The organism is Cryptosporangium phraense (assembly GCF_006912135.1).
Classification (GTDB): Bacteria; Actinomycetota; Actinomycetes; order Mycobacteriales; family Cryptosporangiaceae; genus Cryptosporangium; species Cryptosporangium phraense.
In genome coordinates, this window is record NZ_VIRS01000002.1 from 293,983 (window position 1) to 307,544 (window position 13,562).

Consider the following 13,562-nt stretch of genomic DNA (forward strand, 5'->3'; position numbering starts at 1 on the left):
ATGCCGTCACCCGAGGAAGACCTGCTGGTCGGCGCCGCGTGGGACATCCCGCTGACCGACGACCTCGTCGACAGCGTGCGGCAGGGCGTCAAGCGCCGACGCGCTGTCCGTGGCCTGATGGCCGGCGCGATGGTCATGTTCGTCGTTTTCGCCGGATTGATCCTCGCCGTCGATCGTCCGGGCGATCGGGTGGCGACGAGCCGGATCTCGATGGCACCGGACGTGTCACCGCTGATAGACGGGTTCTCGGTCGGACAGCTGCCACCCGGTGTGCGCCCGGGCCGGCAGACCATCTCCAGCGTCTGCGGGTTCGTCGCGGCCGGTACCGACTGCGTGGATCAAGCCGATCCGGCGGCCATCATCTCCGCCCGCCGGTTCGACGACGGCGGAGCGAACTGGCTGTGGGTCACGGTGTGCCGGCCGCTGGCCACGAAGTCGGCGGCCGAGCGGACCGACATCACCCGGCGGTTGATCGCCTGGCAGGCCGGCGGCGCACGTCGGATCGACGAGTTCGGGGTGCCGGCCGGCCGGGCCCGGATCCTGCGGGAAGACGGTTCCGAGGTGACGATCTACACCGCCGTGATCACGGCGAAGGATGGCGCAGTGGTCGCGATCACCACCAACTCGACCGTCGACCAGATCACGAGGGTCGCCCAGGGCGTCTCTACGACCCGCTGACCGCCGCGCCCAGCGCGTCGAGCCAGGTGGCCGTCCCCTGTTCGCGCCAGGACGGTTGCTCGTGACCGTCGAGAAAACTGTTCTGCTCGGTGAGCTCCAGCCGGGTTCCGTCGCCGTCGGCGACGAACTGCACCGACGTCAGCGAGACGGTGACGGTCTCGTCCCGGTTGGCCAGCGTCGACGTGTAGACGATCCGCTCGCCGTCGACGATGTCGTGATAGGTCGACGTGAAGCGCATGTCGCCGGCCGTGTTGACCTCCTGGCCGCCGACGCGGAAATCGAGGTCGTGGGCGTCCGCGGTCGGCGCGAACCACGACCGCTTGGTCTCCGGGTCGGCCCAGGCGCCGAACACGATCGACGGCGGCGCCGAGTACGTGCGCTCCAGGGTGAACGTGGACGTCATCACCGAACGGTCAGTCATCGCTGTCTCCAGACTTCTCGAGTACGTCACCGAGGCGGTCGAAGCTCCGCTCCCAGCCGGTCCGTTGAGTAGTGATCCAGCCCTCCGCGGCGCGGAGGGCGGCCGGCTCGATGCGGCAGGTCCGCACCCGCCCGGTCTTCTCCGTGGCCACCAACCCGGCGTCGATCAGCACCTGCAGGTGCTGCAACACCCCGGGCAACGACATGTCGAACGGCCGCGCCAGGTCGCTCACCGACGTCGGTCCCTGCACCAGCCTCTCGACGATCGCCCGCCGGGTGCCGTCGGCCAGCGCCTGGAACGCCCGGTCGAGATGGTTAACCATGTGCTTAACCATAGCCCGGACGACGGCAATGGTAAAGCAGATACTTAACTAAACCGTGCGTAGACGTTGTGCGGGAAGACCGTCGGCACCTGGTAGCTCACCTCGTCCAGCGTCCGCCCGACCGAGCTCGGAACCTCGACGTCCAGCGCGCCGACGTTCGCCTCGAGCTGTTCGACGGTCGTGGCGCCGATCAGCGTGCCGGCCACCCCGTCCCGTCCCGTCACCCACTTCAGCGCCAGCTGCGCCGGGTGGCACCCGATCGCCTCGGCGGCCTCCCGCAGCGCCTCGACGACGGCCCAGTCCCGCTCGGTCGGCGCGGGTTCCCGGCCCGGCCACCCGCGGGTCAGCCGGCCCTCTCCTCCGTCCGGCGAGTACTTCCCGGTGAGCAGGCCGTTGGCCAGCGGCGACCAGGCGACGACGCTCATCCCGAGGTCGCGGGCCGCCGGGACGAGCTCCCACTCGATCGTGCGCTGCAGCAGCGAGTACTCGAGCTGCAGGGCGGCGACCGGTTCCCAGCCCCGGTGATCGGCGACGAGCTGGGCTTTCGTCGTCCACCAGGCCGGTACGTCGCTGAGCCCGACCGCGCGCACCCGACCGTCGCGGACCAGAGCGTCGAACGTGGACATGACCTCCTCGGGAGGCGTCATCCGGTCCCAGAGGTGCAGCCAGTAGAGGTCGACGTAGTCGGTCCGGAGGCGACGGAGGGACGCCTCCAAGGCGGACAGGATGTGTTTGCGGCCGTTGCCGCGGCCGTTCGGGTCGGTCGCGTCGACCGGGCCACCGAACTTCGTGGCCAGGACCAGCCGGTCGCGGGCGCCGGTCTCCTCGACGAAGCGGCCGACGAGCTCCTCGCTGGCGCCGCCCCCGTAGATGTTCGCGGTGTCGACGAAGTTGCCGCCGAGGTCGAGGTAGCGGCGGAAGATCTGGCGGGCCTGGCCGGGGTCGGCGTGCCAGGCGGCCGAGCCGAACGTCATCGTGCCGAGGCCGAGCGCGGAGACGCGGAGGCCGGTACGGCCGAGGAGGTGGTAGCGCACGGATGCTCCCTGGGTCGTGGATCGACCCGGTCACCGTCGTTCATGGAGCGCGCTCCACCTCAAGTGGCAATCTGGAGTCGTGGAGTCCTACACCCGGGCCGAGGCGGTTCGCCGGTCCGGCCTGAGCGCGGACACGATCCGCTACTACGAGCGCGTCGGCCTGGTGCCGCCGGTGCAGCGCACGGCGGCCGGGCGCCGCCGCTACACGGACGTCGACCTGCGCTGGCTGTCGCTCGTGCACTGCCTGCGCGAGGCCGGCATGCCGATCGCCGAGATCGACCACTTCAGCCGCCTGATGCGCACCGACGCGACCGACACCGACGCCCGCCTGGACGTTCTCCGGGTCCACGAACGCCGGGTCGAAGCCCAGATCGAACGGCTGCACGATCACCTGAACCAGATCCGCGCCAAGATCCACACCTACGAGTCCGGCACGGCCTGGACCGACGACTAGGATGGTTTCCGCCGACGAGAGGCGGCGAGCCGCGATGAGCCAGAACCGCCGGGACGACCGAGCCGATGCGGGCGACCGCGCCGCGCTGGAGCGCGACTCGCAGGCCTCCCGGCGCGACGAGGTCGCGTCCGCCCGAGACGACGCCGCGATCGACCGCGACGCCGTCGCTGAGGCCGCCGACGACCTCGACGTCGTCGCCGGGCGTCGCATCGAGAACCTTCTGACCGCCGCGGCCGGCCGTGACCGGGCCGCGGAGGCGCGCGACGACGCGGCCGGGTCGAACAGCGGCGGGTACGAGCAGGCCGTGCTGGACCGGGAGATGGCGACGGCGGACCGCGAGCAGAACCTGCGCGACCGCCAGCAGATCCGGCTCGAGCTGCACGAACTCCGGCAGGCGCGCGGCCGCGCGGCGGCCGATCGGCGCGCCGCGGCCGACGACCGCCACGCGGCCGCGTTCGACCGGTCCGCGGCGACCCAGGACCGCGAAGACGCCGCGGCCGATCGCGACGAGGCCGCGATCTACCGCGCCCAGGGCCCGGCCGGAACCTGAGGGAGGGGCCGGGGTTACCCCGATGCTCAGGCCCTCCCGGGAGCGCCGCCGTCGGCGTTTGCTGAGCTCATGCGCACCTGGCTGATCACCGGCGTCAGCAGCGGCTTCGGCCGCGAGCTCGCCGTACAACTGCTCGACCGCGGCGACCGCGTCGTCGGTACGGTCCGTAAATCCGACGCGGTCGACGATCTGGTCGACGCCCACCCCGGCGCGTTCCGGGCCGAACTGCTCGACGTCACCGACACCGCCGCCCTGCGCGAGGTCGTCGACCGCTCGTTCGCCGACCTCGGACGCATCGACGTCGTCGTCAGCAACGCGGGGTTCGGCCTGTTCGGCGCGGGCGAGGAGTACACCGACGAGCAGATCCGCTCGATCGTCGACACGAACCTGATCGGGTCGATCCAGCTCATCCGGGCCGCGCTGCCGCACCTGCGGGCGCAGGGCTCCGGGCGCATCCTTCAGGTGTCGAGCTACGGCGGCCAGGTCGCGTTCCCGGCCACGTCGCTGTACCACGCCACCAAGTGGGGCATCGAGGGCTTCGCCGAGGCCGTCGCGGCCGAGGTCGCGCCGTTCGGCATCGGCGTCACGATCGTCGAGCCCGGCGGCGCCCGGACCGAGTTCCGGTCCGGGAGCGCGCGTCTCGCGCCGGCGATCGACGCGTACGACGGCGGTCCGGCGCACGCGTACCGCGGGGCACTGCGCACCCCGGCGATCGGCGACCCGGCCAAGATGGCGGCGGCGATGATCGCCAGCGTCGACGTCGACCCGGCGCCGCTGCGCCTGCTGCTGGGGTCGGACGCCTTCTCCCGGACGCGCGCCGTCCTCGCCCGGCGCCTGGCCGACCTGGAGGCCCAGCGCGACCTCGCGGCCAGCACCGACGTCCGGTAACCGGCCCGCCCTGGGATCCTCGCCCGGTGGGGCGAGTCTTTTCCGACGTCACCCACGACGCTTCCGGCTGCCCGGTCCTGACGTCGGACGAGGTCGGCGGGCCGCGCCACCCGGATCTCGCGGGCGTTCCGCCGGACTTCGACGCCGGCCAGCCCGCGAACCTCGGCCGACGGGTCCCACGTGAGGACGGTGCAATCGCCGTCGTCCGGGGACGGTTCACCGTGAGGCGGCCGGAGGGAGGTAACCCGGTACCCGGACGATGCCTCGCCCGGTCGGGCGCGAAGCCCTAGCCTCGTCGGCGTCCATGAATCGCACTCCGGCCGCGTCACGACAGTAACCGGCACACCTCGGGTCAGGCAGTCGGGTCTCCACACGTCGAGCGCTGCCCGGCGCTCGCTAGCGACGGCGCAAAGCAAGCGAGCGGCCCGACGGATCGCCGAACCGCTCGTTGATGTGGGCTCCGGTCAGAGCGGCCAAGCAGAGATCAGCTCGTCCGGCCGAAGGGTCTTCAGGCCGTCGACGCTGGAGCCAGTCCGACTGATGGCGATCAGCGCGGTGTCCGCGGATGCGCCGGGTAGGCGGTCTCGGTGCTGAGCCAGTCGAGCCAGATCTCTCACGTCGAAGGCGGCGCGGTCGTGCCATTTGATCGATCCGACTGCGGTGATGCGTTTTGCTACCGGACTGCGGTCTGCCGCGACGATGTCGATCTCAGGATCGTTGTTCCGGGTCCAGTAGCTCCCGACCACGTCGCTGCCGTCCGGAAGCTGGTCGTCAGCGAGACGCCAAAGGCCGTCGCGGACTACCGGCTCGATCGCGCGGCCTCGCCAATCGGTCCAGCGTGAGCGAATGCCCTGCAGGACCAGGTCTCCCCGACCGCGCTCGATCGTGGGGATTCCGGCTCGGACGAAGGCGAGCCAGAACCGCAGATAGGGATCGCTGATCCGATAGCGCGTCAGCTTGCTGGCCTGCGTCGACAACGGAAGTTCTGATGTCACCATCTGGCGTGAGACAAGGACGTCCAACGCCCTGGTCAGCGTGGCCGGTGACATTCCGCCGGCCTCCCTGGCGATCAGCGTAAAAGTGCGCTCGCCATTGCCGATCGCAGCAAGTACCTGCTGCGCCAGTGCCTCGGTGGGAAACTCTGCCGCAAGCACTCGTTCGCCGCTGACCAGCAGCGGCGACGTGGGGCGGCCGAGAGCAGCTGCCAGGTAGATCCAGAGGTTCGCGCCTTCAGGCCATTCCTCCAGAATGAGCGGCAGCCCACCGGTTACGAGGAAGGCATCGAACGCGTCCGCAGCGCGCAGTCCCAGCATCTCGCCTACTTCGGCGGGGTTGAGGGACGGCACGACGAGGTCGGTGCCGCGCTGATAGAACGGTCGGCCGTAGGTATTCAGCTCCTGCATCATGCCGATGTCCGATCCGATCAAGATGAGCAGGACCGGCAAGCGGGAGAGGGTGCGGTCGAACGCCTTCTGGAGAGAGCCTTCGAAGGTCACATCCTCGCGGACCAGGTACGGTAGCTCGTCCAGAATGACGACGCTCGGGGTGTCGGTCGGAAGAGTCTGGCCGAGCACGCCTAGAGCAGCGTCCCAGGTCTGTGGTGTGCCGAAGTCGGCCACAAGCTCTGCGTGCGGCAGGTCCGACTCCGCAATCGCAGCGGTGAAGCCGGCCAAATCTTGGGAGCGAGACCCACCCACTGCGGTGAAATACACGCTGGGCAGGCCAGATCGTTCTATGAACTCCTCGACCAGGCGCGATTTTCCGACCCGTCGCCGCCCGCGGATCAGCAGCGCCTTGCCCGGCCTTCCGGTCCGGCTGCCAGAGGCCACGCCGGTTACCAGGTCGGACAGCAGCTTCAGCTCACGTGCCCGTCCCACAAATCCGGCCACCGTTGCCCCCTCACCGATCGATCGATACCCACATAGCTATCATGAGCGAAAGTTTCCCGAGCGAAAGTTTCATGCGTGGTAGCTACCTGTCGCGACCGCGCGGCAATTTGGCGGCGCCGCGCTGAGCGGCCTCGGTCAGGCTCGCCTGGGGCGGGTCGTAGGGTTGCAGCCCAGTCAAAGCGTGGCCGGTTGCGTCCGGTGTTCAGGCTGAGGTGGTCACGATGGAGATCGCGCTGGCCGGATGCACGTTGGACTCGTTCGAGTGGGGCTTCTCTGTGAATCTCGCCTTCTCGGCGGGGTGGGAGGTGCGTATCGAAGGCCGCTTCGGCCTACGCACACCGCACGCGGGCGTGATGGTCGACCCGGCCACGTATTACGGACGCGAGATCGCATCGCCGGCCCTTGCCGCGCTGGTCGGGCGCGCGGTCGAGGCGGCCGAGGTGAGTCGGTCCGGGCTTCTCGCGATCACCTTCGATCGTGGCCCGGCGCTCACCGTCGGGCCGGATGACGAATATGAATCGTGGACGGTGGCTGGACCGGGCGGCGTGAAGGTGATCTGCGGGCCGGGCGGGGAAGTCACTTCATGGCCTGCGGGTTAGTGGCGGGAGTTGAGCACGAGGAGGGCGCCGGGCACGCAACGGGCGGCCCGACTGTGTCTCGGACCGCCCAGAGTCGTGCGGACCGCTAAAGCGTCAGTGCGCGGGGCCCGGGACCTCGACGTCGGTCTGCGCCGGCATCGCGCCGACACCGATCGGGCACGACAGCCCGTTGGACCCGTGGTTGCAGTACCCGTACGGGTCCTTCGCGTCCAACAGGTACTGCTGGTGGTAGCAGTCGCGATCATGTGCATTTTCGGCATCGCGAATACCTCGGAGTATTCACAACTTGCTTCTGGGTCTGCCGGTCACTGACCGCGAAGACCGAGCCTTTGCCGACATGACGGTCCCTCATCGCGATGCCGCTGTGCGAGCGCTGCCCCGCCATCTCAGTGCGCTCGTCGGTGTGCTGAGCGGTCCGGGCGGAGCCGAGGTTTGCTTATCTCCCGCGCGAGAGCAAAACGCTATCTTGGAGGACATGGCCATGACTCTTCGTCTGGATGACGCGCAGACCGAGGCGCTTCGCCGTCGGGCGGAGGTCGAGGGCCGCAGCATGGAGCAGGTGGCGTCGGCGGCTATCAACGACTACCTGATGCGGGCCGACGACGATGCGCTCACTGAGCAGTTGGCGGCTCAGGGCGCCGAGCGCTTTGCCGATCTACTGCGTCGCCTCGGCGAGTGACCCGCTTCCTCACCACCGAGCAGGCGCTCGTCATCGCGCGGTACGCCGTTGGCGGCGATGTCCAAATTCGCGATTTCGGCTTGCTGGACGCGGCGGTGCATCGTCCGCGGGCAGGGATGTACGGCCAGGAGGCCTATCCCGACGTGTTCACGAAAGCAGCGGCGCTGCTGCATTCTCTGGCGGCGAACCACCCGCTGGTAGACGGCAACAAGCGCCTGGCGTGGCTCGCGACGTACGTATTCTGCGCGAAGAACGGTGTCCTACTCGATCCGGCCGACGATGACGCGTATGACTTCGTCGTAGACGTGGCTTCCGGCGAACTGAGCGACGTCGCCGAGATCGCCGACCGTTTGAAGACCTTCGTTCGGACATGAACTGGGCGGCCCGGCTGATGCCGGACCGCCCGTGATCACGCGTTAGAGCGTCAGTGCGCCGCGCCCGGAACCTCTACCTCGGTCTGCGCCGGCATCGCCCGACACCGATCGGGCACGAAAGCCCATTCGGACCATGGTTGCAGTATCCGTACGGGTTCTTGCGTCGGAAAGATACTTCTGGTGGTAGATGTCCCTTTCGGGACCCCACCTCAGACGGCTCGATCGCGCGAGTTGTTCCGTGGGAGTTGAGATGAAGGTTCGCTGCCGGAAGATCGTCAGCCCGGTCGATGGGTCAAGTCTCGCGGAGAGTGCCTGGCTTCGGGTTGGTGCGGAGTACGTGGTACCCACGGTGCTCATCCCTGCCGGCGGCCGCATCGAGGTTCGAGTTCTCGCGGAGGACGGAACGCCAGGCTATTGGCCGGCCGAGATGCTCGAGACCACCGATGAAGCGGTGCCGGCGAACTGGGGGCTAACTCGATTTCGACGGCACTCTCAGGCTCGGTCCGCGTGCCTGGCTCAGACGAGGGTTCTGGGAGGACTTCTTCGATCGCGTGCCGGAGGCCGAGGCCCAGTACGAGCGGGAGTTGTCGGTGATCCGCGGTGACCGGGTCGCGCTGACGGTGTGGCGCGATCAGCTGCCGCTCTTGGCCAACTGCGTGAACGAGGCGATGGAGGCGGTCGAGGATTGGGAGTTCTCGACACGATTGGGCGCGGAGAAGGCTGATGCTCGTCGCCTGCGCGCCGAGCTGGCGGACCTGATCTGGGCTCAGGTCCTTCCAGTTCTCAGAGTCGAGCGCGCGCTTCAGCTACGAGCCACTCGATTGCGGCCACCGGGGCCTGTCGGTCTCCGGACATCCTGAAGGTCCGCGCACCTGTGGTCCCGTCCTCGAAAACTTCGGCGACCTGCTCGCCGTCGGGGCCGGTCAGCTCAAGAGCCATGCCATCGCGGTCGCCGACAGAACTGGCAAGGATGAGGCGGTAGCCGGCGACGCTCAATACGGGTGCCTGTGCAAATCGAAGGTACGCACTGCGGCGTCGCTGAGCCGGATGAAGGTGAGCGACCTGCTGTGGTGCGCAGCGTTTCGGCGAATGTCAGAGAAGGACGTCAACGCCGTGTCGTGAAGGGTGGTGACGTCACCCAGGTCGATGAGAATGTCGGAACGCGGAGCTGCCTCGGCAGCGCTCACCGCCGCCGCGAGAAGTGGCCCTGACCACTGGTCTACGTCCCCGGAGAAGTCCAGGCGTAGCCGATGGCGGCCCGGCAGGAAGATTCTCAGCTGCGGTTGGCGCCGGGACGGTGGCTGCGGGGCGAGCCGTCTAGGGCGTTCGGACGGGTCCATCACCGGAGAGGCTCCGTCTGCGGCGTGGGTTCTGCCCGTGCGAGAAGGCGCTGCTGCTCGGGAGATATCGCATAGTCGACCTCGGTCAGCGTCGTGCGGGTTCCGGGTAGCCGCAGTTCCAGGACGATGCACAGGTCGAGGTCGGCGGTGAGTTGACCATCGGCGTCGGGATCGTCGGCGTGAATGAGTCGGAGCGTCGCGGTCCGGCGTTCGACGGTCACCGGGCCGGCCAGGCGCCAGTCGTGCTGAGGGCGTCCCCAGATCGGGAGGTGCCGGGGACGGAGGAATGCGGCGGGATTGTCGGGCAGGCTCAGCGGGATCGACGGCCCGCGCTGCCAGCGTCCGCGCCCGACCCGGATCTCGCTCGCTTCTGGCCCGCTGATCATCACGTAGTCGTCGTCTTGTTCGACGAGCCACAGCCCGCGGTCGGTCCAGACGATCCGGCCGGTCTGCCGCCCGGACCGGTCGTCGTGCCGAACATAGGAAGCGGTGAGTTGTTTCGTGCGCTGACCCAGCAGATAGCCGGCGACCTCGATCGGTTCCACGGCGATCAGCCTCGGACGCGCTGGAGTAGCGCGAGGTCGGGACCGCTGACCTGGAAGCGGACGTCAGTCAGGGTGGTGTGGCCGTGGATGTCCGCGAAGTCGAGAATGTGTCCGTGGGCTAGATCGACCCGCAACCGACCGCCGAGACCGGGATGTTCGAGACTGACCAGCGGCACCTCGGCGATGGACCCGGTAACCCGAACCGGGTCAGCGAGCCGATAGGGAGCGGAATAGGCCCAGAGGTAGGCGAGCCGGGGCACCAGCATCGTCCCGGGGTTCCGCATCCCGAGGAACGGGATGCCGTGCTCGCTGCGATCGATGAGCTTCCGGCCGCTCCGGGTCTCGCTGCCACCCGGCCCGCTCATCTGCTGGAACCCATCGGTTCGGGAGTTGAGCCAGACCTGGCCGGCGTCCATGAGCACGAACCGGCCAGAGTGCGATGAGCCGTCGATATCCTGATCGGCATACTCGGCGGTGACGGCCGCAGGGTGCGCGCCGAGCATCCGACCGGCGACCTCCATCAGGTCCATACCTGTCAGATCGACCGAGACAGCAGCCTCGCTTAACAAAACGAAACAGGTGGCCCGACCAGAGTCAGACCACCTGTCGTCAACGGCCGGTGCGTCAGTGCGTCGCGCCCGGAACCTCTACCTCGGTCTGCGCCGGCATCGCCCCGACACCGATCGGGCACGACAGCCCGTTGGGTCTGTGGTTGCAGTACCCCTACGGGTTCTTGGCGTCCGACAGGTAATGCTGGTGCTAGCGATCTTGAACAGGTGCATATTCGCGATGGTCGATGGAACCCGATGACGTGCGATTCCCGCGGCTAAGGCAGCAGTGTTAACGCCTCGACATGCTTAGGCCGGACGATCGTGAAGTGCCGTTTGTCGAGCGTCGCGATCTCCGTGACCTTCAAGCGCTCGGCGAGCGCGATGACCGGCCATGCGGCCGTAGTCCGTCGGCGTGAGGTCGACGATTTGAAAGTCGCCCTCCGCCATCGATCGGAGAAATACCGCCTCGACCTGCGGTCCCGACTCCCGCGCTAGGAGGTGGCCGACTTCGGCGACCACCGTTGCCGGCACGAGAAGCCGACGACCGGCAAGGTGCATGCCGGTGAACAGTTCGGTGCAGGCATGGTGGTCAGGATCGTCGGAGAGCGAGGCGGCTACGAGCGGGCCGGTATCGCACAGGATCACGAACGTCCGAAGCGTTCCGAGAGGATCTCGTCGACCCTCCGAGCCACGCCGGGCCGGCGCGATGTTCCGGCACCGAAGAAGGCGGGTGGCCAGGGGCGCTGACCGGCCGGGCGCAGATGGCGGCGTAGCTCATCGAGAGCAGGAACGACTTCCTCCTCGGGCAACTCCTCGACGATCCGACGAAGCTCGTCGCGCTCGGCGCTCATAGCCATGAGGTTACCTTCGCGCTTTCTTCCGGGAGATAGTTCCACGTCCCGGAAGACATAGCGGACGGAGCCTTCCCGTCCTGATACCCCTAGGCGTGGACGTAACTTGCTCAGAATTCAATGAGGGCGGCCCGGCTGATGCCGGACCGCCCGCGTCGAACAAAGAGCGTCAGTGCGCAGCGCCCGGAGCCTCTACCTCGGTCTGCGCCGGCATGTTCCCGATCCCGATCGGGCAGCTCAGCCCGTTCGGACCGTGGTTGCAGTATCCGTACGGGTTCTTGGCGTCGGAAAGATACTGCTGGTGGTAGTTCTCCGCGTAGAAGAAGTCGCCCAGCGGCTTGATCTCCGTCGTGATCTCGCCCTTGCCCGCGGCCGTCACCACCGGCTGGAAGACCTCTCGGCTGTGCTCGGCGACCTTCGCCTGCTCGGGGGTCGTCGTGTAGATCGCCGAGCGGTACTGGGTACCGCGGTCGTTGCCCTGGCGGTTGAGCGTCGTCGGGTCGTGGTTCTCCCAGAACGCCTTCAACAGGGTCTCGTACGAGACCTTCGCCGGGTCGTACACGACCAGCACGGCCTCGGTGTGCCCGGTCAGACCCGAGCAGACCTCCTCGTACGTGGCGTTCGGCGTGTAGCCGCCGGAGTATCCGACAGCGGTGGAGTAGACGCCGGGAATCCGCCAGAAGATGCGCTCCGCACCCCAGAAACAGCCCATTCCGAAGACGGCGGTCTCGTAGCCCTCCGGCCACGGGCCGGTGAGCGGGGTGTCGAGGACAGTATGGCGGGCGGCGACCGGCAGCGGCTGCGCCCGGCCGGGGAGCGCGTTCTCCGCGGAAATCAGCTCGGACTTGCTGCGGCCGAACAGCATGGTTTCGCCTCCTGCGATTCAGCGGGGCCGGGTCGTACCGACCCACGTCCAGCCCAACACGGAGACCCCGTCTCCTGTTCCCGAAGGCCCCGAGGGGGCTACGTCACCCCCCGCAACGGTAGCTCCCGTCCCACCGCCGAGAAAGCCGCCGCCAACCGCTCCACTGCCGAAGACAACGTCAACGAATCCAGCGTGTACGGCAACCGCACGAACCGTTCGAAAGCCCCGTCCACCCCGAACCGAGGCCCAGCCGCCAACGCCACCCCGTGACGCTCCGCCGCGATGGCCAACGCCGACGACACCGGCGCGCCCAGATCCACCCAGAACCCCAACCCACCCGCCGGCTCGTTCACCCCCCACTCCGGCAACTGCGACGCCACCAGCGACCGCAACTCGGCCCGCGATGAGAGCAACGCCGTTCGGCGCACCGCGGCCACCGCCGACGTCTGCGGCACCAGTTCCGCGGCCATCAGCTGCTCCAGGATCGGGCTCGACAGGTCGAGAGACGCCCGCGCCGAGGCCACCCGCCGGATCAGCCCCGGCGTCCCGCGCAGCCAGCCGATCCGCAGCCCGCCCCAGAACATCTTGGTCGACCCGGTGACCAGCACCGAGTCCGAGTACACCGGCGACACCGGTCCGCCGTCCAGCCACAGCTCGGCCACGGTCTCGTCGAAAACCAGCGTCGTACCGGCCCGTGCGGCCAGCGCGACGACCGCGGCGCGATCGTCGGCCGACATGGCGAAGCCCGAGGGGTTCTGGAAGTCCGGCATCAGGTACACCAGCGACGGCGCCACCTGCCGGATCGTCGCCGCCAGCATCTCCAGGTCCCAGCCGTCCGGCCCGAACGACACCGGCACCGGACGGCACCCGGCGCCCCGGATCGCCTCCAACGCGTTCGGGTACGTCGGGTGCTCCACCACGACCCGATCACCCGGCACGGTCAGCGCCCGCAACGTCAACGCGAACGCGTGCTGGGCGCCACCCGTCACCAGAACCTGGTCCGGAGAGGAAACAGCACCCCGCGCCGAAAATCGAGCCGCCACCGCTTCCCGCAACACCAGCAACCCCAACGGGTCGTACCCGTGCGTCGGCAGGAACCGGGTCAGCTGAGTGACCGCGGACTCGGCCGCGGCGTGCAGGAACTCCTCCGGCGCGGCCGGTGCGGCGTGGGCCAGGTCGATCAGATCGTCGTCGTCGAGCGTCGCGACCGGCCCGGCCGCGGACACGCCCCCGGCCGGCAGGTCGGTCCACGTCCCCGCGCCCTGCCTGCTGATCAGGAACCCCGACGACCGCAGCTGCGCGTACGCGCCCGCGACCGTGGTCCGCGACACCCCGAGCGCGTCTGCCAGATCCCGCTCCGCGGGAATGCGGGTGTGCAGCGGCACCCGCCCGTCGAGAATCAGCAGACGGAGCCGGTCGGCCAGCCCCGAGTAGGCCGTCGACCGCGTCCGCCAGTCGCCCAGCAGCCGGACGAGGTGCGGGCCATTCATCCGCCGATCGGTAGGCACCAGTCCACTATCCC

At 68.6% G+C, this 13,562-nt stretch carries 18 protein-coding genes; 8 read left to right on the forward strand and 10 right to left on the reverse strand.

Features of this window, described 5'->3' with window-relative positions; genetic code table 11:
* Positions 1–678 (forward strand): hypothetical protein, encoded by a 678-nt coding sequence (locus FL583_RS03685; RefSeq protein WP_142703016.1) that lies wholly within the window; start codon positions 1–3, stop codon positions 676–678.
* On the opposite strand, the gene FL583_RS03690 is transcribed toward FL583_RS03685, so the two are convergent.
* The 3 genes from FL583_RS03690 to FL583_RS03700 are packed head-to-tail and all read right to left on the reverse strand — an operon-like array spanning position 665 to position 2,455.
* Complete coding sequence (locus FL583_RS03690) at positions 665–1,099, reverse strand: SRPBCC family protein (protein WP_142703017.1); 435 nt, start codon at positions 1,097–1,099, stop codon at positions 665–667. The two genes, FL583_RS03685 and FL583_RS03690, sit on opposite strands and share 14 nt — an antisense overlap.
* Positions 1,092–1,421 carry an ArsR/SmtB family transcription factor gene (locus FL583_RS03695; protein ID WP_142703018.1) on the reverse strand — a complete coding sequence of 110 codons (330 nt, stop codon included), beginning with the start codon at positions 1,419–1,421 and terminating at the stop codon, positions 1,092–1,094. The genes FL583_RS03690 and FL583_RS03695 overlap by 8 nt, the downstream gene beginning before the upstream one ends.
* A gap of 44 nt (positions 1,422–1,465) precedes the next feature.
* A complete protein-coding gene (locus FL583_RS03700) occupies positions 1,466–2,455 on the reverse strand; it encodes an aldo/keto reductase (RefSeq protein WP_142703019.1) in 990 nt (329 codons plus the stop codon).
* A 79-nt stretch (positions 2,456–2,534) separates the two neighbouring features.
* Between FL583_RS03700 and FL583_RS03705 the strand changes: the two genes are divergently transcribed.
* The 3 genes from FL583_RS03705 to FL583_RS03715 all read left to right on the forward strand — a co-directional run bounded on the left by FL583_RS03705 (position 2,535) and on the right by FL583_RS03715 (position 4,347).
* Positions 2,535–2,909 (forward strand): MerR family transcriptional regulator, encoded by a 375-nt coding sequence (locus FL583_RS03705; RefSeq protein ID WP_142703020.1) that lies wholly within the window; start codon positions 2,535–2,537, stop codon positions 2,907–2,909.
* Positions 2,910–2,943: 34 nt separating this feature from the next.
* A complete protein-coding gene (locus FL583_RS03710; RefSeq protein WP_142703021.1) occupies positions 2,944–3,459 on the forward strand; it encodes a hypothetical protein in 516 nt (171 codons plus the stop codon).
* 69 nt (positions 3,460–3,528) lie between these two features.
* Positions 3,529–4,347, forward strand: coding sequence for an SDR family oxidoreductase (locus FL583_RS03715; RefSeq protein ID WP_142703022.1), 819 nt, complete (start codon positions 3,529–3,531; stop codon positions 4,345–4,347).
* A 464-nt stretch (positions 4,348–4,811) separates the two neighbouring features.
* Here the strand turns inward: FL583_RS03715 and FL583_RS03720 are convergent, their stop codons facing one another.
* Positions 4,812–6,236 (reverse strand): ATP-binding protein, encoded by a 1,425-nt coding sequence (locus tag FL583_RS03720; protein ID WP_142703023.1) that lies wholly within the window; start codon positions 6,234–6,236, stop codon positions 4,812–4,814.
* Positions 6,237–6,457: 221 nt separating this feature from the next.
* On the opposite strand from FL583_RS03720, the gene FL583_RS03725 reads away from it, so the two are divergent.
* The 4 genes from FL583_RS03725 to FL583_RS03740 all read left to right on the forward strand — a co-directional run bounded on the left by FL583_RS03725 (position 6,458) and on the right by FL583_RS03740 (position 8,748).
* Entirely contained in the window at positions 6,458–6,835 is a 378-nt protein-coding gene (locus FL583_RS03725; RefSeq protein ID WP_142703024.1) for a DUF6188 family protein, read from the forward strand.
* A 481-nt stretch (positions 6,836–7,316) separates the two neighbouring features.
* The gene (locus tag FL583_RS03730) at positions 7,317–7,514 is read left to right on the forward strand and encodes a ribbon-helix-helix protein, CopG family (RefSeq protein WP_142703025.1); all 198 of its coding nucleotides are present in this window, start codon (positions 7,317–7,319) and stop codon (positions 7,512–7,514) included.
* Positions 7,511–7,888 carry a type II toxin-antitoxin system death-on-curing family toxin gene (locus tag FL583_RS03735; RefSeq protein ID WP_142703026.1) on the forward strand — a complete coding sequence of 126 codons (378 nt, stop codon included), beginning with the start codon at positions 7,511–7,513 and terminating at the stop codon, positions 7,886–7,888. The genes FL583_RS03730 and FL583_RS03735 overlap by 4 nt, the downstream gene beginning before the upstream one ends.
* 551 nt (positions 7,889–8,439) lie before the next feature.
* Entirely contained in the window at positions 8,440–8,748 is a 309-nt protein-coding gene (locus FL583_RS03740; RefSeq protein ID WP_142703027.1) for a hypothetical protein, read from the forward strand.
* A 479-nt stretch (positions 8,749–9,227) separates the two neighbouring features.
* Here FL583_RS03740 and FL583_RS03745 read toward each other — a convergent pair whose 3' ends face one another.
* The 6 genes from FL583_RS03745 to yczR all read right to left on the reverse strand — a co-directional run bounded on the left by FL583_RS03745 (position 9,228) and on the right by yczR (position 13,548).
* Positions 9,228–9,773, reverse strand: coding sequence for a hypothetical protein (locus FL583_RS03745; RefSeq protein WP_142703028.1), 546 nt, complete (start codon positions 9,771–9,773; stop codon positions 9,228–9,230).
* A 5-nt stretch (positions 9,774–9,778) separates the two neighbouring features.
* Positions 9,779–10,303: a hypothetical protein gene (locus FL583_RS03750; RefSeq protein ID WP_142703029.1), complete on the reverse strand. Its 525-nt coding sequence runs from the start codon at positions 10,301–10,303 to the stop codon at positions 9,779–9,781.
* A 327-nt stretch (positions 10,304–10,630) separates the two neighbouring features.
* A complete protein-coding gene (locus FL583_RS03760) occupies positions 10,631–10,969 on the reverse strand; it encodes a type II toxin-antitoxin system VapC family toxin (RefSeq protein ID WP_205751813.1) in 339 nt (112 codons plus the stop codon).
* The gene (locus FL583_RS03765) at positions 10,966–11,175 is read right to left on the reverse strand and encodes a hypothetical protein (RefSeq protein ID WP_142703030.1); all 210 of its coding nucleotides are present in this window, start codon (positions 11,173–11,175) and stop codon (positions 10,966–10,968) included. The genes FL583_RS03760 and FL583_RS03765 overlap by 4 nt, the downstream gene beginning before the upstream one ends.
* A gap of 169 nt (positions 11,176–11,344) precedes the next feature.
* The gene (gene msrA, locus FL583_RS03770; RefSeq protein WP_142703031.1) at positions 11,345–12,040 is read right to left on the reverse strand and encodes a peptide-methionine (S)-S-oxide reductase MsrA; all 696 of its coding nucleotides are present in this window, start codon (positions 12,038–12,040) and stop codon (positions 11,345–11,347) included.
* 98 nt (positions 12,041–12,138) lie between these two features.
* The gene (yczR, locus tag FL583_RS03775; protein ID WP_205751814.1) at positions 12,139–13,548 is read right to left on the reverse strand and encodes a MocR-like transcription factor YczR; all 1,410 of its coding nucleotides are present in this window, start codon (positions 13,546–13,548) and stop codon (positions 12,139–12,141) included.
* Positions 13,549–13,562 lie beyond the last annotated feature (14 nt).